Annotated in this window: 14 protein-coding genes; 2 read left to right on the top strand and 12 right to left on the bottom strand. The window is 58.9% G+C overall.

Annotated features, from left to right (window positions below):
• Nucleotide 1: 1 nt before the first annotated feature.
• The 12 genes from F8N62_RS06340 to yaaA form a co-directional block, all read right to left on the bottom strand.
• Nucleotides 2-667: an alginate O-acetyltransferase AlgF gene (locus F8N62_RS06340; RefSeq protein WP_150710141.1), complete on the bottom strand. Its 666-nt coding sequence runs from the start codon at nt 665-667 to the stop codon at nt 2-4.
• 14 nt (nt 668-681) lie between these two features.
• Nucleotides 682-1,857: an alginate O-acetyltransferase gene (locus F8N62_RS06335; protein ID WP_150710140.1), complete on the bottom strand. Its 1,176-nt coding sequence runs from the start codon at nt 1,855-1,857 to the stop codon at nt 682-684.
• 11 nt (nt 1,858-1,868) lie between these two features.
• Nucleotides 1,869-3,434, bottom strand: a complete 1,566-nt coding sequence (locus F8N62_RS06330) for an MBOAT family O-acyltransferase (RefSeq protein ID WP_150710139.1) — start codon at nt 3,432-3,434, stop codon at nt 1,869-1,871.
• A 205-nt stretch (nt 3,435-3,639) separates the two neighbouring features.
• Nucleotides 3,640-4,761, bottom strand: a complete 1,122-nt coding sequence (locus F8N62_RS06320; protein ID WP_150710138.1) for a mannuronate-specific alginate lyase — start codon at nt 4,759-4,761, stop codon at nt 3,640-3,642.
• Nucleotides 4,762-4,768: 7 nt separating this feature from the next.
• Nucleotides 4,769-6,217, bottom strand: coding sequence for an alginate O-acetyltransferase (locus tag F8N62_RS06315; protein ID WP_150710137.1), 1,449 nt, complete (start codon nt 6,215-6,217; stop codon nt 4,769-4,771).
• 10 nt (nt 6,218-6,227) lie between these two features.
• Nucleotides 6,228-7,802, bottom strand: a complete 1,575-nt coding sequence (algG, locus tag F8N62_RS06310) for a mannuronan 5-epimerase AlgG (protein ID WP_150710136.1) — start codon at nt 7,800-7,802, stop codon at nt 6,228-6,230.
• Between the two features lie 26 nt (nt 7,803-7,828).
• The gene (locus F8N62_RS06305) at nt 7,829-9,313 is read right to left on the bottom strand and encodes an alginate export family protein (protein WP_150710135.1); all 1,485 of its coding nucleotides are present in this window, start codon (nt 9,311-9,313) and stop codon (nt 7,829-7,831) included.
• On the bottom strand, nt 9,310-10,821 hold the full coding sequence (gene algK / locus F8N62_RS06300; RefSeq protein ID WP_150710134.1) for an alginate biosynthesis TPR repeat lipoprotein AlgK: 1,512 nt from the start codon (nt 10,819-10,821) through the stop codon (nt 9,310-9,312). The genes F8N62_RS06305 and algK overlap by 4 nt, the downstream gene beginning before the upstream one ends.
• 9 nt (nt 10,822-10,830) lie before the next feature.
• A complete protein-coding gene (locus tag F8N62_RS06295; protein ID WP_150710133.1) occupies nt 10,831-12,000 on the bottom strand; it encodes an alginate biosynthesis protein Alg44 in 1,170 nt (389 codons plus the stop codon).
• Between the two features lie 36 nt (nt 12,001-12,036).
• Nucleotides 12,037-13,518 carry a mannuronan synthase gene (gene alg8 / locus F8N62_RS06290; protein ID WP_412071965.1) on the bottom strand — a complete coding sequence of 494 codons (1,482 nt, stop codon included), beginning with the start codon at nt 13,516-13,518 and terminating at the stop codon, nt 12,037-12,039.
• A gap of 254 nt (nt 13,519-13,772) precedes the next feature.
• A complete protein-coding gene (locus tag F8N62_RS06285; RefSeq protein WP_150710131.1) occupies nt 13,773-15,089 on the bottom strand; it encodes a nucleotide sugar dehydrogenase in 1,317 nt (438 codons plus the stop codon).
• 821 nt (nt 15,090-15,910) lie between these two features.
• On the bottom strand, nt 15,911-16,690 hold the full coding sequence (yaaA, locus tag F8N62_RS06280; RefSeq protein WP_150710130.1) for a peroxide stress protein YaaA: 780 nt from the start codon (nt 16,688-16,690) through the stop codon (nt 15,911-15,913).
• A gap of 255 nt (nt 16,691-16,945) precedes the next feature.
• Here yaaA and F8N62_RS06275 point away from each other — a divergent pair, with 255 nt between their 5' ends.
• Together F8N62_RS06275 and F8N62_RS06270 are read left to right on the top strand one after the other, a co-directional pair.
• Entirely contained in the window at nt 16,946-18,070 is a 1,125-nt protein-coding gene (locus tag F8N62_RS06275) for a polysaccharide deacetylase family protein (RefSeq protein WP_150710129.1), read from the top strand.
• Between the two features lie 349 nt (nt 18,071-18,419).
• Nucleotides 18,420-19,814 (top strand): PhoH family protein, encoded by a 1,395-nt coding sequence (locus tag F8N62_RS06270; protein ID WP_150710128.1) that lies wholly within the window; start codon nt 18,420-18,422, stop codon nt 19,812-19,814.
• Nucleotides 19,815-20,032 lie beyond the last annotated feature (218 nt).

Below are 20,032 nucleotides of genomic sequence, written 5' to 3'. Positions count from 1 at the left end.
TTTAGCGCGTCGAAACCGGGCGTTTTACCCAGACTGGCGACAGGCTGCTGCCTTTGCCGGTGACGTACAGCACCGCGGCTTCACCGCGTTCCAGGGCAACCGGTTTCACGTCGCCGACTTTCGTTGCGCCATCGTATAGCGCCAGGCTGACTTTGACCGGGTTGATTTCACGCTCGCCACGGCCTTTGGCCGCCACGGACGGCACCACTTCGGTCTTGCCGTCAGCGGTTTTCAGGGTCAGGGCCTTGTCGCTCAGGTTCTGTACGCGAACCAGGGACTTCTGCTTGTTCTTGAACGGCGGCTCTTCGATCAGTTGCGGCGCGCCGCTGGCGTTGTTGACCAGGGTGTAATAGTGATCACCGGCCAGTTTCACCGGCAGGGTCTGGCTGCCGACCTTGGCACTGTAGTCGCCGCCCGGCATGAAGCTGAAGTCGGTGCTGGACAGCGGCGCGACTTCGGCCAGGTTGGTGCTGCCGACGGTGGCGCTGACTTCAGCGTTACCGGCGTTATAGACACGTACAAAGCTTGAACCTTTCGGTGCGGTCGGGCCGTAGAGTGCGGCGTCGCCAGCGAAGGCGGACATCGACAATACGCTCATGCCTGCAACGAGTGCGACTGCTTTTAAGGAGCGAGCGGCGAGACGGCGAGGAGTTGTAGTGAAAGTCATGGTGTACCTCTCTTTCAGTTTTGCGCCCGGTCGGGCGTCTCGGATTTGGTGTTTGCGGCTACGTTTTGTTGGCGGGCGCCAGCTTCTTTGAGCTCTGCGACCCACTGCGGGTCGGCGTCGCCGATTTCGTTGTTCACAGGCAGATAACGTTCAGGAAACTCCCAGATCAGCACCTGTGGCGGGCTGTTCTTGAAAGCATCGCTTTTCAGGTAGCTGAGCATTGGCAGGATCGGGCCGTGGCCGTCTTCGGCGTAATTGACCACGTCGCTGCGCAGCGCTTCTTTGAGCGCACCGACGAAGTTCCAGTTAGGGTTGGCGCTGTAGCTGGTGCCGATCAGGGCCACCGGCACTTCCGTGTTGGCGAACAATGCGTCGTCACCCGCGGCCTGATCGTCAGCGACGACGGTGTTGCGCTTCTGCAACGGCTCGGTGGCCGGCATCAGGTTTTCAAACAGCGGATCCAGCGGCAGGAACAGGCGCAAGTCACCCTTGTGCGTCACTGTCTCTGCCTGCTCGGTGACGAAGCGCTGAGGCTCGCCGCTGAGCGGGGTTTTGTCGGCAATGGTTTTGGCCAGGGTCTCGGCGGCGATTTGCGCGCCTTCCGGGGTCCAGTGCGTGTCGGTGCGCAGGAACACTTGCTGACCGTCGAGCTTGGCTTTTTGCATCGGGATCAGCAGGTCAGGCGCGATGATCTTGTTGGCCGCCACGCGAGCGTGGAAGTCTTCATAAAGGTTGGCGTGAATGCTCGAAGGCTTCACGTCACCCAAGTGTTCCGGATACAGGCGAGTCTTGGCCGGCACAATCGCCATCACCAGTTTCACGCCTTTGTTTTTCAATTCCTGACGCACGCCTTCTACGAGCGCGTAGTTGCCTTGCAGGTTCAATTCTTCGTTGACGATCGGGTTGAATTCTTCATCGCTGTACAACCACTGATCGCGACCGAGCACCACGCCCGGACGACCTTCGTTGAACAGTTTGAAGTCCAGCGCGGCCCAGAGGTTGGTGCCCAGGCGTTTGATCGGGAACTCGTCGTCGTAGTGCGTTTCGACAGCCTTGGCCCAGCGGCCGTTGAGCACGGTCGCATCGGCGTTGGTGCTGAAGCCGAAGAAGCTGCGCGTCGACCACAGGCCCAGGACCAGCAGGGTCACCAGGAACAGGGCGATGTAGAAGATGCGTAATGAGCGGGTCATGGTCAGATCCCTCAGAACTGGAAGTAAAGGAACGGCGAGAAGCTTTGCGCCGAGAGTTTGAAAATCGAGGCGATGAACAGCACCAGTACCAGCGTGCGCATCACGTAACGCGACCAGTCCGCCGTCCAGTAAGCCGGTTGCACGGTGGCTTCAACGCCAACGGTGTAGCCCGGTTCGTGGATGCTGGCCGGGTTGTCGCCCGGTACGGCTTTGATCATTCCCGGGGTCGCAGCGGCAGGGCCATCGGCCTCGACGTTGACCGCAGGCTTGGTCTTTTCCGGTGGCAGGTTGCTGTAGAAATCACGGATGCCGAAGAACGCCAGGGTCATGTAAGCCACCACCAGCGTTGCGATTTGCAAACCGGTGAGGCTGGCCTGGTTGAGTTCCGACAGCGACCATTCGCCGAAGCTGAACATCGCGCCATACATACGGCCGGCAACGTGCAGGTTTTCCGCGCGGAAGATCACCCAGCCCATCACCACCAGCAGGAAGGTCAGCGCCCAGCGGATCGGATTGATGCTGCGCGGCGAGGTGTTCAGGCCCAGGGCTTTTTCGATTGCCAGCCACATGCCGTGCCACGCACCCCACACGATGTAGGTGATGTTCGCGCCGTGCCACAGACCACCGAGCAGCATGGTCAGGAACAGGTTGCGATAGGTCATCAACGTGCCTTTGCGGTTACCGCCCAGCGTGATGTACAGGTAGTCACGCAGCCAGGTGGACAGGCTGATGTGCCAGCGCCGCCAGAACTCGGTGATCGACTGGCTGATGTACGGCTGCTTGAAGTTTTCCATGAAGCGAAAACCCATCATCAAGCCCAGGCCGATGGCCATGTCGCTGTAACCGGAGAAGTCGAAATACAGTTGCGCGGTGTAGGCCAGCGCACCGAGCCAGGCATCGCCCGTGGTCGGGTTCTGCAAGGCGAAGCAATGATCGGCCACCACCGCGAGGGTGTCGGCGATGAACACCTTCTTGATGAAACCCTGCATGAACCGCGTGGCACCTTCGGAGAACTTGTCGAGGGTGTGCGTGCGGTTGTTGAACTGGTCGGCGAGGTCGCGGAAACGCAACACCGGGCCGGCGATCAGGTGCGGGAAGATCGCCACGAACGCGGCAAAGTCGATCAGGTTGCGTGTGGCCGGGGTGTCACCGCGGTAGACGTCGATGATGTAGCTGATGGACTCGAAGATGTAGAACGAGATACCGATCGGCAACAGCACGTGGGTCAGGATGAACGGTGACAGACCGACCGAGGTCATCATCGCGTTGATGCTGTCGACGCCGAAGTTGGCGTACTTGAAGTAGCCGAGGATGCACAGGTCGACGCCCACGCCGAGCAGCAGCCAGCGCTGGGCGGGTTTGGTCCGGACGCCGGCGGCACCGACCTTGAGGCCAATCCAGTAGTTCCACAGCGTGACGGCGGCGAACAGCGCGAGGAAGTCGACACGCCACCAGGCATAGAACACATAGCTGGCAAGCAGCAGCAGCAGGTTGCGATAGCGTATTCCGCTCAGGTAGTACATGCCGAGAAAGATCGGCAGGAACAGAAACAGGAATACGTTGGATGAAAATACCATCCGGATCTCTCCATGTTTAACCAACAGTCAAGGGCCGCAGCCCCCCCAAACCCCCCCCACGAAAACCGGGGAGGCATCACACAAATTCCCAACTTGACACTGACCCCGTAGGAGCTGCCGAAGGCTGCGATCTTTTGATCTTTGTAATAAAGATCAGGATCAAAAGATCGCAGCCTTCGGCAGCTCCTACAGGGTGGTTCTGGCCCTACGAACCTTTGCCTTTCTCGCTGGCCGGGTCGTAGACCTTGGTCAGGTCACCCCCGAGGCGGAAGGTCTTGAACGGCTGCATCTCGTGCTTCTTCTCAAGCACCTCCGGCGAGCAGGTGTAGAGCGTGCAGAACGGTTCGAGCCAGGCGAATTTCGAGTCGACTTTCAAGTCGGTCATGTCCTGTTCCTTGCCGTTCTTGTTCTCGAATTCGTCCGGGTCTTCAACCCCGGCGAGCACGCGATCACCCAGGCGTTTGAGCGCGCCGTTGTTTTCCTGGCGCAAATCCACACCGTTGACCTGCGCAAAACTGGCGATCATCGCCAGTGGTGGCAGGGCGTAGTTGTGATAGGCGAGGGCACGTTGCTGGCGCTTCAGCTCGTTCGGCAGGAAACCCTCGGCGTCGACCTGATTCACGCCGACCTTGTATTCCTTCACGGCCCAGTCAAACAGGTCGCGGCGGTTGGTGGCGACGGACGTTGCCATCACCGACCACGCAGCCCAGTACGAATGGTTGTTGGTTTTTTCCAGCGGCAGGTTGTCCCAGTCGCTGACCACCTGATCGGCCATTTTGCTGAACCAGGCTTCAATCAACTGCGATTCCTGTTGATGGTTAGCCAACGGATGCGAGTCGGAGAACTTCAGGCGAATGTAGGAAGACGCCATGCTGCCCAATGCCCATTTGCGCATGGACTTGCCGGTGTGGTTGAAGTCCTTGGACATCAAGGCGTCAGCCTTGGCCCACGCGGTCAACCAGTTCAGCGTGCATTCGAGTTGTTCCGGGCGACCGTCACGCATGAACTGCATCACGCGCTTGCTGGTGCCGCGCTCGATCTTGGTGATGTCGGCGGTGGTTTCGCGGAAGGCTTTTTCCGAGACCTCGTTCAGGGTCGAACGGGCCTTGTCAGAGCCTTCGTATTTGCTGCGAAATTGCAGCGAGCCGGTATACGGCGTCGGCATCGCGTCACAGCCATCTTTGCTGTCGCCGGTTTTGACTTTCTCAATCGGCGCGAAGTAGCCCTGTGGCGGACGCAGCGGCGCGGCGGCCTGGGTGGCGCCGGCGAACATCGCCAGCGTCAGCAGGGACGGCGCGAGAAATCTTTTCAAAGTTCGGGTTTGCATAGTTGCCTCATTGCCCGGCTTGAGCAGTGTTCAGCCCAGCGCCCGGGAATACGTTGCGTTTGCAGATTTTCGCTTCGACTTTCTGTGGCGCGGCGCCTGCTTCAGGGCCCTGGATTTCGACGGCCAGCAGATTCTGCGAGGCCCAGTCTTCGTCCGTGCGCAACTCGAAAGCGAAACGCCCGTCGGTGTCGGAGGTTTCCGGTTTCTCGATCTTGATGTCCTCGTGGCGACCGTTCATGTACCAGAGGGTGGCTTGCAGAGTTTTCACCGACGGATCGGCGAAGCGGATGTCGACCTGGTGACTGCTGTTTTGCAGGTTCAGGTTTTTGCTGTTGACCATCAATTCGTTCTTGCCCGGCTTCAATGTTTTGCTGCCGGACATCTGTGCATCCTTGCCTTCGCAACCGTTGTCCAGCAGCGCCATCATCTGGCGGTAGATGGTTTCCTGGTCGAGGCGGTAAAGCGGCGAGAATTCCCAGATCAGAATCTTCGGTGGTTTGGTCTGGAACTCTTCGCTGCCCAGGTACTGCAGCATCGAACCTTCCAGGCCACCGCCGGGGAACGCCACGTTGAGAATGTCAGCGCCGATGGCCTCTTCGAGGAAACCGGCGAAGTTGTAGTTCTTGCCACTGTGGCTGGTGCCGACCAAGGTAATTTCCGGATTGCCGGCATCACTGAACAGGTCGCCATCGGCCGCTTCGCCCTTTGGCTCGGTGGTGAATTGATCCATGTACTGGACCGCGTAGCTAGTGCCACAGAGTTGACCGGCCATGTTGTGTAATGTTCCGGTCTTGCCCATGCGACCCGACTTATGGCTCTCGAATTCGCGCTTGGGAATACCGGCAAACTCAGGCAGCTGCTTGATTTTTTCACCGACGATTTTCGCTGTGCGCTGGGCACCATACGGCGTCCAGTGTTGGTCGCCGCGGAAGTAGAAATCGTGGGCGGGCAGGGTGTCGGGCAGCGACTCGTTGGTCAGCGGCGACAGGTCCGGCACGACGTAGCCCATGGCGGCGAAACGCCCGAGCATGGTCTTGTAGTTTTTCAACGCCTTGTCGAAATCGAATTTAGCCTTGTCTTCCGGATTGAGCTTGTTGCGGTTCACCAGGCCACGGGTCGGCTGATAAACCACGACCAGTTCAACGCCTTTGCTTTTGAACGCATCGTGCAGTTCTTTCATGCGTTTGTAGCCGGCGGGTGTGGTGTCGAATTCGGTGCGCAAGTCTTCTTGCGTACGGAACAGCCAGTCGCCCTGAGCCTGCACCAGCGTGGTGAAGTTCTGCTGATAACGCGTGGTGTAGTTCTTCGCGTCGTGGGCTTCGGGGCACAGGTTGCAGCACGGCTCGGCGTCGAATTTTGGCGCCTGGATCTCGTCTGCACGAACGCCGCCGCTGGCCGCGAGAATGCCGGCGGTCAGGGCCGACAGGCTGAGTAATTTGATCAAGTGTGAGTGCATAAAATTATCCTCAGTCCTGCATTTCGGTCTGGCGTTCGACAGGGTCGATCAGCACGGCTTTCTGCTGGCGCACCAGCAGGTCGAGAATTTCATCCTGGCGCTCGCCAAGAATCCCGTTGAAGCTGATGCCGCTGGATTTGGTCGGGGCGAGCATGGACACGCGATACAACTCGACGCTCAGCGGCGAGTCGATCGACAGCGGGCCACTGCCGTTACCGGCAAGTTCGCCGCCGACGATGATCAACGACACCTGGGCGTCGAACGGATCGAGCTTGATGTCGCGGTCGGTGTCGCTCAGGTCTTTGATGTGGCCGTAGACACCGGTCAGACCGTTGGCCATCGCGAGGTTTTCGTAGAGGCGGATGTTCACGCTGTTACGAATACGAATGCCGTGGCGACGGTTGCTGATCACCTTGTTGGCCCACAACAGATTGTCGGCACTCTCGTAGAGGGTGATGCCGTCGGTGTGGTTTTGGTAGATCTCGTTGTAGGCGATGATGTTGTTGACGCTGTTACGGTCGATCACCAGGCCCGACAACTTGTTGTCGTAGCTGCGGTTATTGAAGATGAAGCTGTCGTTGACCTCACGGGAAATAATGATCCCGTGCTTCTTCTTGGTCCCGTGCACCGTGTTGTCGGCAATGATCAGACCGTGTGAACGGTCATGCGGGTCAATGCCGTAGACGATGTTGTCTTTGTAGGTGTTGCCCTTGACCACGAAGTCGCGGGTTTCATAGCAGTAGAAGCCATACCACATGTCCGAGAACTCGGAACCGATGATCCAGCCGCTCGGCTCGGGACGCTTGAGCACCTTGGCCATGTTCGGCGTGTACTGGGAAATACTCACGCCGTAGGACTTACTGTTGGCGTAGCCGAAGCTGGCCATCTTGCTGTTGGCGATGTAAGTCTGGGTGCCGCCCCAGGCCAGCAGGAACGGGCGGAATTCCTTCGCCGACTTGAAGGTCGCCGGGCCGTTGTCCTTCTCGCGCCAGCCGGTGATTTTGGTATCACGCACGAACAGCTGGCCGTCGTTGACCAGGAACGAACCGGCCTCCTGGGACAGGCGCAATTCCTGGGTCTGCTTGTCGATTTCGAGGATGCCTTTCTCACCGACCACAATCGGCAACTTCGCCAGGTACACGCCCGGCGAGGTTTCGCTGAAGTATTGCTTGGGCAGTTTCTTCGCCAGATCCTTGAGGTTCATGTAGCCGTCGTCGATGAAGATCGCCTGCGGGATACCGTGCTGACGCACCACCCATTCAGCCATCTTGTTATCGCCGCCGATGAAATCCTTCAAGGCGTTTTCCTGCATCATCCGGCGCACGCTGACCTTGCCGGCCTTGGTGCGCACGATTTTCGCGGCGATGGCTTCGGCCGTGTAGCCGGAGGTGTCCGGCAGTTTCGGCTTTTCCAGCTCCAGCGGCGCGGTCGGCGCACTGCTGACGGTGTAGGTCTTGGCCTCTTGCAGTTCCTTGGCCGTGGTCACCGGCTTGGCCGCCGGCTCGACGTTGGCGAAGGCGGCCGAGCTGGCCAGCAGCATCGCGCCGGCGAGCAAGGTGATCGAACCTCGCTTCGGATTCTTCATGTCGGGCACTCCCTTCGCGGTTCGCATCAGAAGCGCCAGATCACGTCGACAAACGCGCGGTGCATGTACGAATCGACTTCTTTGCCGTAGGCATCGCCCGGCTTGAATACACCGCCACGCAAACGCACGAGGGCCGAAGGCTCATCGATCGATTGGCTCAGCGCGGCAGGCAACAGGCCTTGCTTGAAGTATTTGGTGACCACGAGGTCCATTTCCTGACCGAGGTCTTTTTTGCCATCTTCCAGCTGCAGAGAGGTGCTGGAGATGATGTTGTCGTTGGCGTCGGTTTCGTTATCGACGGCATTGATGCCATTGCTGCCGACCGGCTTGTTGCTGTCGACGCGCCAGAATTTGTGGTAGATCAAACTGGCGTCGTATTCGTCGTTGAGCATCCACGAACCGAACAACGTAGCGGTTTGCATGTTGCTCGTTTCACCGCGGAACGCTTCACCGAAACGATGCACTCGCGAGCGGGTACCGGTGTAGTTCGAACGGTTGCTTTCCAGGCCGTTCTGTTGGTAGTCGGCGCTGGCACGGGCATAGGCGGCACCGACTTGCCATTGCGGATCGAGGCGCAGGCGCACACCGATATCGGTGGCCCAGCCGTTGAGGTCTTCGCCGCGCTTGGCTTCATCGGGAGCGGTGCCGTCGGCCTTGAGGTTATTCACCTTGTCGGTGTCGCCGCTCATACCGGTGATGCTGCCCCAGTAGTTGACGGTGTTGGTGTTGCGATAGTTATACGCATCGCTGTCAGCGGTGAGGCCGAGCCAGCTGATGTCACCGTTCTGTTTCTTGTCCAGGGAATCGCCGAGCTCGCCCGGCACCGGATAATCGAGCTTGCCATCGTCGTGGGTGTGGTGACCGCGAACGCCAACCCAGTTGCCCGGGGTCCACTGATACGCCGCATCGGCGTAGGCGTGCAGGCGATCCTTGTCCTTCGGCGCCAGTTCTTTCAGGTCGGTGCGGTATTCGCTGAAACGTTCGGCGACACCGACGTTGGCGCGCAGCAGGGTGGTGTCGAAGGTCCAGTTCAGGGCTTCGATGTTGGTGTCGCGCCATTGGCCGTCGTCATTGCGCAGACGTTGACGGCCCAGCTTCAACTGCTCGCCCGGGTACGGCGTGAGGCCGCTGTAGCCAACCCAGAATTCACGCATCGCCAGGTAGTTTTTCTTGGTCTTGCGATCACTGTTTTCGGTGGTCTGATTCGGGTCGTTGTCGGACTGCTGCAAGGTGTCGGTTTCGATGATGTCGGTGGCCGTCACGGCCTGACCCATGGCGTAGGCGCTCCACGCGCCGCGCTCGCCATAGACCCATGGACGCAGGTCGAGACCGACGCCGCTGACGTCGCCGCCACTGGCGGTGCCGAGGTCACGGTCGTCTTCGGACTGGCCGGTGATTTTCACGTCCAGACCGTAGTTCTTGGTGTCGGTCAATGCCGCCAGCGTCGGGCAAGACCACAGCAAAGCGAACGTCAGACCAATGCCGGCCTGCACAAATGGATTGAGCTTCATAGGGATTCCTCGCCGTCTTCTTCTTGCAGGGCGTGCAGTTCCAGCGTGTTCTGGCTCAAGGCACCTCGAACGGCCTGTTCTTGTTTCAACAGGCGTTGGGCCTCGGCGAGCTGGGCAGGCGGCAGTTGGGCTTCAAGTGTTTGTGCAAGCTCGGTGGCTTGCGGAGTGTTCTGGGCCTTGGCCAATTGGCTGAACACGTAGGCGTTCAGCGGATTGGGCTTGGTGCCCTTGCCTTGGGAAAACAGCTGGGCGATGGCGAAGTCGGCGCTGTTCTGGCCGTTGCGCGCAGCGGTCAGCAAGTGATCCAGGGCTTTCTGCGAGTAAACCTTGCCCAGGTAACCACGGCGGTAGATCTGGCCGAGGTAGTAATCGGCGGCGACTTCTCTGCCGACGGCTTTCTGGAAATGTTCCTCAGCGGCCTTGGCGTCGGCCGGCACCATTTTGCCTTCGTAGTACAGCTTGCCGAGCAACAGTTCGGCACGCGGCTGGTCAGCGGCGCGACCGTTGTCGAGATACTTCATCATCGTGTCGACGTCGCCGAGTTCCGGGAAGTCGTAGAGCAATTGCGCGAGGCTGACCCACGAAGCGGGGTAGCCCGGAGCGATGTCTTCGAGCAGCGACTGAGCGGTTTTCTCGTCGGTCTTGCCCAGGCTTGCATCGCCGAGTACGCGCGCCACACTGTCCACGCGCTGAGCGGAAACGGTGCCGCGGCTGTGTGCCGCTTGCATCTGCTTGATCAGCTCGGCTTGCTGCTCTGGTTTGGCTTGTTTCTGATAAACCGTGGCCAGCTCGACGTAGCAGATGTCGGTGGTGTTCAGCGCGGCTTTGCAGATGGTTTCGACTTCGTCCAGGTGCTGGTCGTAAGTGCCTTGGGTGCGATACAGCAGCACCTGGGCCAGACCGGCTTCCGGTTTGCCTTCGGCGCGCCATTGGCTGATTTGCTGTTGCGCGTTGACGTTGGGGAAACTGTGCGGGTATTGCAGGTACAGCATGGCCAGCGGGATCAGCGTGTTGCCTTCGCCATTGGCCGAGGCTTTTTTCAACAGGCCTTCGGCTTCGTGGTGTTCCGCTTCGGTGGCGCCGGGTTTGGCCACCAACAGGCGACCCAGACGAGCCTGCGCTCGCGGCGAGACGTCGGCCGCGGCGCGATAAGTCGCCTCGGCCTGCTTGACCTGCGCCGGGTCGCGGCTGTCGACCTGGATATCGGCGAGGCCCACTTGCGCTTCGCTGTAACCGAGGTCGGCCAGTTGCTTGTAATTCTGCTGCGCCAGCGCGGTGTCGCCGCGCTTGAGCGCTTCATTGGCCAGACGCTGGTCGGGCAGGCCGACGCAACCGCTGAGGCTGATAGCCAACGCCAGTGCGCACACCACATGACCCCTGTGGGAGCTGGCTTGCCAGCGATTCGCTTGATGCGGTTTATCAGAAACACCGCAGTGATCCCATCGCGGGCAAGCCCGCTCCCACAGGGTTCGTGGCGTTTTCAGGAGACTGATAATGGTCACGGGCATGTCCTCTGCTTAAAGACCGGAAGCCATGGCTTTGTCGATCAGCCAGTTCAGGTTCGGGCCACGGTCGCTGTTCACTTCAACCGGGCGACCGGCGTACTTGCTGTCCAGCGGCTCGTCAGGCTGGATCAGCACGCGAATGTCGGACGACAGGTCGGCGCTTTTCAGGCTGGTGCTGCTGACGATCTTGCCGGTGCGGGATTTGTCTTCACCGGCGATCTGGAAGCGCACCGAACTGCCTGGCAGCACGTCAGCGAACTGGCGATAGGTGAAGCGCGCTTCGACGTTGGCTTCGCTGTTACGCGGCACCAGCTGGAAGATCACGTCGCCTTTGCTGGCGTACTGACCGTCGCCAACCATTTGCTGCGCCACGGTGCAATCGCACGGCGAGGTCAGGGTGCCGGTCATTTGCTTGCCGAACAGTTCTTCAACCTTGGCCGGTTGCAACTGGTCTTCGTCCAGATGACCCTTGAGCACGTCGAGCATGCTGGTGCTGAAGGTCGCCAGCGGGGCGCCTTTGGCCGCGATGCCGTCGGCTTTCACCAGGCTCTGCACGGTGCCGTCACGCGGCATGGTGATGTTCATGCCCGGCACGCTGACCAGACCGGCCTGTGCGTGGCTGACGAAGTACATGCCGTACACCGACTTGAAAATGAAACCGAACGCCGCCAGGCCGACGAGGAAAATCGCCAGGCTGAACGTCACTGCACGCAGACGACCGAACGGGGTCATGCCGTGGCCGCCGTCCTTCATCTTGCGTGCCTTGGTGAAGTTGTCGCGCTGCAGGGTCGCCAGCACTTCACCCATGCTGACGATGTCGCCGGCCAGGTGAGAGGTGATCAGGTGACGCAGGGTGGAAATGTCTTGGGGTTCCAGGTTCTGGAACTGGCAACCGATACGACCGGTCGGGCGGTCGATGGAGCGCACTTGCAGCTCCACGTCCATGGCCAAGCCGAGGTTGTCGATGACGAATTGCAGGCGAGCCTTGTGTACGTCGCCGACCTTCAGCGGCAGCTGACCGGCGTTGAACGCCAGGCCGCCAGCGGAGAGGTCGAGTACCCGGGCTTCAACCGGGGTCCGGTCAGGACCGAAGAAGCGCAGCTTGGCCGGGATTTTCACTCGGGCGTGTTGGCGCTGGGCTTCAGATTCATGCACTACGTTGGCGTTGACGGCGGTATTCATAAGGGCGATTTCCTGGTTAATTCAATAAGGGGGCGGTCAGACCATCATCAGCAGCACGGCGACAAAAATGCTGCCGGCGGAGAAGGTCATGGTCCGAGACGACCAAGTGTTGAACCAACGTTGAAAGCTGGCGAGATCACGGGTCAGTTTGGTGTCCTGGCGAGTCCAGGATTGTTGGTCGAGGCGGAAGAACACGTAGATCTTCACCAGCGCGCCGACGATCTGGTTGTAATAAAGAATCGCCGGGTAGGCCGGGCCGATCTTGTGACCGGAGCAGGACAGCAGCAGCGTCAGGATCAGGCGGGTGATGCCGATCCACAGCAGGTAAACCAGGATGAACGCGGTGCCGTACTTGAACGACGCGATGATCGCCACGGTCAGGCCCAGCAGTGATGTCCACATCGACACGCGCTGATCGAACAGCACCACCGAGGTGAACAAACCGAGGCGTTTCATCCCCAGGCCCAGTGCCCGAGCGTTCTGGCGCAGGTTGTTGCCGTACCAGCGGAACATCAGTTTGCGACTGGCCTTGATGAAGCTTTTTTCCGGCGGGTGTTCCACGGTGTGGATCGCCGCGTCCGGCACGTAGAACGTGTCGTAGCCCAGGCGCATCAGGCTGAACCAGCTCGACTTGTCATCACCGGTCAGGAACTTGAAGCGACCCAGGCGCCAGTGTTGCAGCGAGTCGCTTTCGACGTCGGCGATGAAGTCCGGGTCGGTGACCACGGTGGCGCGGAACACCGACATGCGGCCGGTCATGGTCAATACGCGCTTGGACAACGCCATCGAGCACATGTTGATGTGGCGCTGGGCGAAGCGCAGTTTGTGCCACTCGCTCATGATGTAGCCGCCGCGCACTTCGCAGAACTCGTTGGTGGTCAGGCCGCCGACGTTGCTGAACAGCTGGAACCACGGCACGGTCTTGAGTACCACGCCTTCGGCGAGCACGGTGTCGCCATCGACTACGGCGACCACTGCACGGTCATCCGGCATGTGCCGCGAGATCGCGCGGAAGCCATAAGCCAGGCCATCGCGTTTGCCGGTGCCGGGAATGCGCACGAAGTCGAGCTTGACGCGCTCCGGTGGATTCATCCGCGACCAGAGGCTTTTCACCAGCAGTTCATCGGACATTTCCACGATCGAGCAGACCACAGTGGTCGGCAGGCCGCAGTCGATCGCTTCGCGAATTACCGAGCTGTAGACCTGTGCGGTGGTCAGCGCGTCGATGCGGAAACTGGTGACCATCAGGAACACGTGGGACGGGTCTGCCGCTTTACCCAGCTTGCGCACTTTGCGCCGCAGGTGCGGGTAGACCACGTACAGAAACAGCATGCCGCGCAGAAAGTGCGTGGCACCCATCGAGTAACGCCAGATACCGACGAAACCGATCAGAAAAATAAAGTCCTTCGACTCGGCGTCGAATGTGGACGTAGGCAGCGCCATGGCGAGGCCCATCAATAAAATCAGGTAAAACAGCCAACCGGCGGCCTGAAGTAGGCCGTGCTTTAGCCTGTGCATAATCTGCATCCGTCTCGATCTCGGGCGAGCCTGTGGGGTGGCCCGATGGGGTTAAGGCAGGCTTACAAACACCGTAATGTCACCGGTGAACCTGTAGGAGCTGCCGAAGGCTGCGATCTTTTGATCTTTCGCTTGGGATTCAACTGAGCCCGGAAAGATCGCAGCCTCGTTTCTCTCGGCAGCTCCTACGTCGTGTTCACACAGTTGCAATGCGTCGCCGCGCAGTTACAGCGCGGCGACGCACAGCTCCTGTGTTACCAGCAGATGCCTTCGGTGCGGCCGCTGACGCTGGTGGCTTTGGACATGAAGCCCACCAGGTCGATCACTTGCTTGCCGTGCGGAGCGTTCTGCGCCAAGGCGCGGAATTTCTCGTCACGGTTGCCGAGGATGATCACGTCGGAGTTGTTGATCACTTCGTCGAAGTTGGAGTTGAGCAAGGACGAGACGTGAGGAATCTTCGACTCGATGTAATCCTTATTCGCGCCGTGGACGCGGGCGTATTCGACGTTGGCGTCGTAGATGCTCAGGTCGTAGCCTTTGCCGATCAGCATTTCTGCCAGATCAACCAGCGGGCTTTCGCGCAGGTCATCGGTGCCGGCCTTGAAGCTCAGGCCCAGCAGGGCGACTTTGCGTTTGTCGTGGCTGGAAACGATGTCGAAGGCGTTCTGCACCTGGGATTCGTTGCTGCGCATCAGCGAGTTCAGCAGCGGCGATTCCACGTCCAGGGCGCCAGCGCGGTAGGTCAGGGCGCGAACGTCTTTCGGCAGGCACGAGCCGCCGAACGCGAAGCCTGGGCGCATGTAGTACTGGGACAGGTTCAGGGTCTTGTCCTGGCAAACCACTTCCATCACTTCGCGACCATCGACGCCGCACGCCTTGGCGATGTTGCCGATCTCGTTGGCGAAGGTCACCTTGGTGGCGTGCCACACGTTGCAGGTGTACTTGATCATTTCGGCAACGGCGATGTCCTTGCGGATGATCGGTGCGTCGAGTTCTTCGTACAGCGATTGCAGAACATCACCGGAGGCCTTGTCGAATTCGCCGATGACGGTCATCGGAGGCAGGTCGTAGTCGGCGATCGCGGTGCTTTCACGCAGGAACTCAGGGTTGACCGCAACACCGAAGTCAACGCCGGCTTTCTTGCCGGAGCAGTCTTCGAGAATCGGGATGACAACGTTTGCGACCGTGCCCGGCAAAACGGTGCTGCGCACTACGATGGTGTGGCGGGTGGTCTTGTCACGCAGAACAAAACCAATCTCGCGGCACACCGCTTCGATGTAGTTGAGTTCCAGATCGCCGTTCTTCTTGCTCGGCGTACCGACGCAGATCATCGACAGGTCGGTGTCGCGAATCGCTTCGGCGAAGTTGGTCGTACCGCGCAATTTGCCGGTCTCGATACCCTTGGCCAGAAGCTCGCCCAGACCCGGTTCAACGATCGGCGACTTGCCGGAATTGATCATGTCGATCTTGTCTTTGGCGACATCGACGCCAACGACGTCATGGCCCCGTGCAGACAGGCAACCGGCACAGACTGCACCGACGTAACCCAAACCAAATATGCTGATGCGCATCGCATTTACCTCTCGTTAATCAAAACTGTATTCAGCCATTACATGGCCGGAGTTAAGGGTGTTCAGCAGTCGTAGTGCATTCGGAAGTGCAGCTGGCAGGCGCCGCAATACCGCGTGCAGGCATACAAAGTTCCGAGTGTCTAAATAAGTGCACTCAAGGTGTGCGTAACCAGGCCTTATTATTATGATGTGCCCCGTTATGCAGCCGAGTCCTCTGGTGAGAGGTCATTCGTGCAAGGGTCTTGCGCGCTCAATGCCAGGCAATAGCCCGTAAATCAAGCGGTTGGGTGCTCGGGAGAGCACGTTTATAGGGGCGCAGCCTTGGCCATGTAGGGATAAGTAATGGTGCGTTATCTCCTGTCCTTCCGGTATCGCCCAAATCAGGGATCATTTAGCCAAAGTTAATGTGACAACTTCGCTTGGTGGATCACTTCTCTGCGTAAGTTATCTCGTACATGTTCAGAGATAATCGTTACCGGTGGTATGAGCTACGCATTTGGACATAGTTCCTGTCCGCCCATCGCGATTCTTGAAATTTCTTGAAATATTGAAAAAGATGGCACTGCTTTCAATTTGATGGCACTTGCTGTTTCACCCTTGATACACGGGGTTATAAGCAAGCGAGATAGTTTTGTGCCACTACTGAGAAAATTTTTAAGTGCCACTACTGAAAAAAATGATCGCAGTCGAGTGAAACTAAAGTTAGGTAAATGACTGTTGAATTGTTGACGCCAAGAGCTTGGCGATTGGGGCGGGGATTGTTGGACGATCGGACGTGGGCGCACGACGGGCAATTCAACGTCGTGCGCCAGACCGGTGCGTTATTCCGGGGCGTGGTCGCGGAGGAACACCAGGTTGTCCGGTTTTGACTGCTCGGCGCTGTAACGATAGCCCTGAACATCGAACTGCTTGAGCGCGGCCGGGTCGTTGATGCGCTCTTCGATGACAAAGCGGCTCATCATGCCGCGGGCCTTTTTCGCGTAGAAGCTGATGATTTTGTATTGGCCGTTCTTCAGGTCCTTGAAATCGGTATTGATGATGCGTGCATTCAGGGCGCTGCGTTTCACTGCCGAGAAATATTCGTTGGACGCCAGGTTCAGCAGCACGTCATCGCCTTGATCGGCGAGGGCTTCGTTCAGCCATTCACTGATCCGCGTACCCCAGAACGCATACAAATCCTTGCCGCGTGCGTTGGGCAGTTTGGTGCCCATTTCCAGGCGATAGGGTTGCATCAGGTCCAGTGGGCGCAGCAGTCCATAAAGGCCGGAGAGCATGCGCAGGTGCTGCTGGGCGTAATCGAAGTCCGCTTCGCTGAAGGTTTGAGCATTCAGCCCGGTATAGACGTCACCTTTGAAAGCCAGCAGGGCCTGCTTGGCGTTGTCCGGGGTGAACGCGGGCGTCCAGCTGCCGAAACGCGCGGCGTTTAGCCCGCCGATCTTGTCGGAGACGTGCATCAGCTCGCTGATCTGCGCCGGCGTCAGGTCGCGCAATTGCTGGATCAGCTCCTGGGAATGGTCGAGGTACTGCGGCTGGGTGAAGCGCTGGGTCGCCGGCGGTGTTTCGTAATCGAGGGTCTTGGCGGGTGAAATCACCATCAGCATGAAGTCGTCTCCTTTAATCGTGGGGGCGATTCTAGGGGGTTGTTCTTGTTGACTCCAGCTATGGGTGTCATAGGTGATCGGTGGTGTCATGGAACAAGATCGCAGCCTCGCTTCGCTCGTCAGCTCCTACGGGATGGGGTTGGCGCCAAGATCGCGAGGATTCGGGTGGTAGGAGCTGTCGAGCGAAGCGAGGCTGCGATCTTTTGATCTTCCCGCGATATAGTGCCGCCCGGGTTTTGTTATGGAGACATCCCATTGCGTATCGTTTTTCTTTTATCGGCCTGGCTGTTGAGCCTGGGTGCCATGGCGGCGCCGGGCGATGTCGCCACGCTCGATCGCAGTACCTGGCCAGAACAGCTCGGCACCCCGACGCTGTTCGACGTCGCCTCGCGGGCGGAGATTCTGATGTTCAGCCGTGTCCTGCTGGCCAGCGAGTCGCTGGACGAAGCGGGCCTGGCCCAGCGACTGGGCCTGCGCACGATCAACCTGGAGTCGGTCAACCGGTTGCGCCAACGCATGTGGCAGCGCTTGCTGAGCAACTACAACTTCGCCCAGCAGAGCTGCGATCAGGATGCCTCTTTCTGTTTTCTCGTCGAGGACATGGACACCCTGCGCCAGCAAGCCGCCAAGTTCCAGGTCAGCGACGACAGCTACTACGTCAAGTGGGCCGAGCCGAGCCGATTGTTCCACGCGCAATACCTCGACGAGCAACTGCGCAAGGCCGCGCTGTTTCCGCAAACCAGCAGCGAAATCGATCGTTTTGGCGACTATGAGCGCAACGGCGAGCCGATGCATGACCGGCTGTTTCTGTTGACCTTCGACAGTGCCGCCAATGCCGCGCCGGACAACACTGAGTGGGTCACTGATTACCTGCGCAAGGCGAACATGACCGGCACTTTTTTTGTTCTCGGCAAGGACATTCAGGCGCGTTTGAGCGAGCGCTCGGTGGCCAGCCTGCAGGCGACTTACTCCACGCAGTGCATCGGCGTGCAAGGCTGGGAATTCCGCTCCCACAGCCACTGGCAAGACTGGCAAGACTCGGTGCGACGCAGCACCGAACTGGTCAAAAGCAAACTGCCGGAGAACTACGTGCCGCTGTTCCGCCCGCCAGACGGTCAGCGTCGCGCGGACGCGCAAGGCTTCTTCAGCTCACAAGGCTTGCAGGTCGCCCTGTGGGAAATCGATGCCCAGGACGGCGCCGGCAAGCTCAAGGGCAATCAGAGCGCGCAGCGGGTGCTGACCCTGATGCTGTTATGGCGCCACGGGGTGATCAATTTCAACATCAAGCAGGAGACGGTGAAAACAGCGATGCCTTGGCTGATCACGCAAACGGCGGCCAGCGGGATCGGTTGGGAAGACTGTCAGGACGGGTTTCGCTGAACCCGGGAAACCCCGTAAACATTGGGTTCGGGGCGATTCTGGAAGGAAATTCGATGCAGGCGGACTTCCGACTTTAACGGCACATTGCCTGCACGCCAAGGGCTATTCGTCACTCTGAAAAATAAACTTCAAAAAAGCGTCAAAGTGCTTTTTTCTGTCATGGGTTTTGGAGTATTACGAAGACAGACCGCCGAAACCTGCAACACAGGTGGCGTCTCCCAAGACCCCTTGTGTGCAGTTCACTTGCATTGCGCTTTTTGTTGGTAGTGCGGGGTGAATTCGGCAGTCACTTCGAGGCGCAGCACTGTCAAGGTATTGCGTCGCCTGGCTCCCACAAAGGTGACCGAGTATGGATGATCACGGACGTAGTTCTTCCTCCAACCAGCCAATCCTTTATGTACTCGATACCAACGTATTGATTCACGATCCAAACGCCTTGCTTAACTTCGAAGAACACCACGTCGCGATCCCGATGACCGTGCTTGAGGAGCTGGACAAGCTCAAGAGCGGGCATCACAGCGTGGCTGCGGAATGCCGTCAGGCGATTCGCCTGATCGACAAAACCCTGGGCGATGCCAGCCCTGAAGACGTTGAACTGGGTGTGCCGATCCAGCGTGGCAAAAGTGGGCCCAAGGGTTTGCTGTCAATTCTGATGAGCAAGCGTGCCGAGCCGAACATCATTCTTCCCGAGCACTTGAACGACAACATCATCATCAATCAGTTGATTGATCTGCATGCGCGCGAGCCCAAGCTGCCTGTCGTACTGGTCACCAAAGACATCAACATGCGCCTCAAAGCCCGGGCGTGCGGGATTGCGGCCGAGGACTACAGCACCGATCAACTGGTTGATGACGTTTCGCTGCTGCCCAACGGTTATCACAACATGGACGGTTCCTTCTGGGACCGTGTGAGCAATGTCGATACCCGTCAGGATCACGGCCGCACCTGGCATCAGGTGAAGCTGATCGACAACCTGCCAGCGGTGCACATCAACGAGTTCATCATCGACGAGCAGGGCTTTGTCGGCTGGATCAAGGAGATCGAGGACGACAAGCTGCTGATTCTCGACCTGCATCAGGAACCCCTGCTGCACCAGGAAGCCTGGGGCCTGAAACCACGTGACATCTATCAGAGCCTGGCGCTGTACGCCTTGCTGGATCCGGATATCCACCTGGTCAATCTGACCGGTGCCGCCGGTTCGGGTAAAACCATCCTCGCCCTGGCGGCGGCGATCGAGCAGACCATGGTCAGCAAACGTTATCGCCGGATCATTGCGACGCGCAGCGTGCAGGGCCTGGATCAGGAAATCGGTTTCCTGCCCGGCACCGAAGCGGAAAAAATGGAGCCTTGGCTGGGCGCCATTACCGACAACCTCGAAGCCTTGCACATGGATGACGAAAACACCCATGGCAGCGTCGATTACATCCTCAGCAAAGTGCCGTTGCAGTTCAAATCCCTCAATTACATTCGAGGTCGCAGCTTCCAGCAAAGCCTGATTTTGATCGATGAATGCCAGAACCTCACGCCGCACCAGATGAAAACCATCATCACCCGTGCCGGCGCCGGTTCCAAAGTGGTGTGCCTGGGCAACCTGGCGCAGATCGACACCCCTTACCTGTCCGCGACCAGTTCCGGGCTGACTTACCTGACTGAACGCTTCAAGGATTTCCCTAACGGTGTACACATCACCCTGCAAGGGGTGCCGCGTTCGATCCTGGCCGAATACGCCGAATCGCATTTGTAAGCACTTCACTAAAATCGGGCGCCCAAAAGGCGCCCGTTTTTTTATGCCCACACAAATCCCCGTAGGAGCTGCCGAAGGCTGCGATCTTTTGATCTTTTGATCGTGTTGCTCAGGTCGAAGATCAAAAGATCGCAGCCTTCGGCAGCTCCTACAAAGGCGGGCGGCAGCGCTTAAATCAAACGTGCGGAAATTTGACCCACAGGTTTACAATCGAGGCT

The organism is Pseudomonas fluorescens, from assembly GCF_902497785.1.
Classification (GTDB): Bacteria; Pseudomonadota; Gammaproteobacteria; order Pseudomonadales; family Pseudomonadaceae; genus Aquipseudomonas; species Aquipseudomonas fluorescens_BO.
Note: the sequence above shows the minus strand (reverse complement) of the source record. Positions and strands in the feature narration are given on the sequence as shown.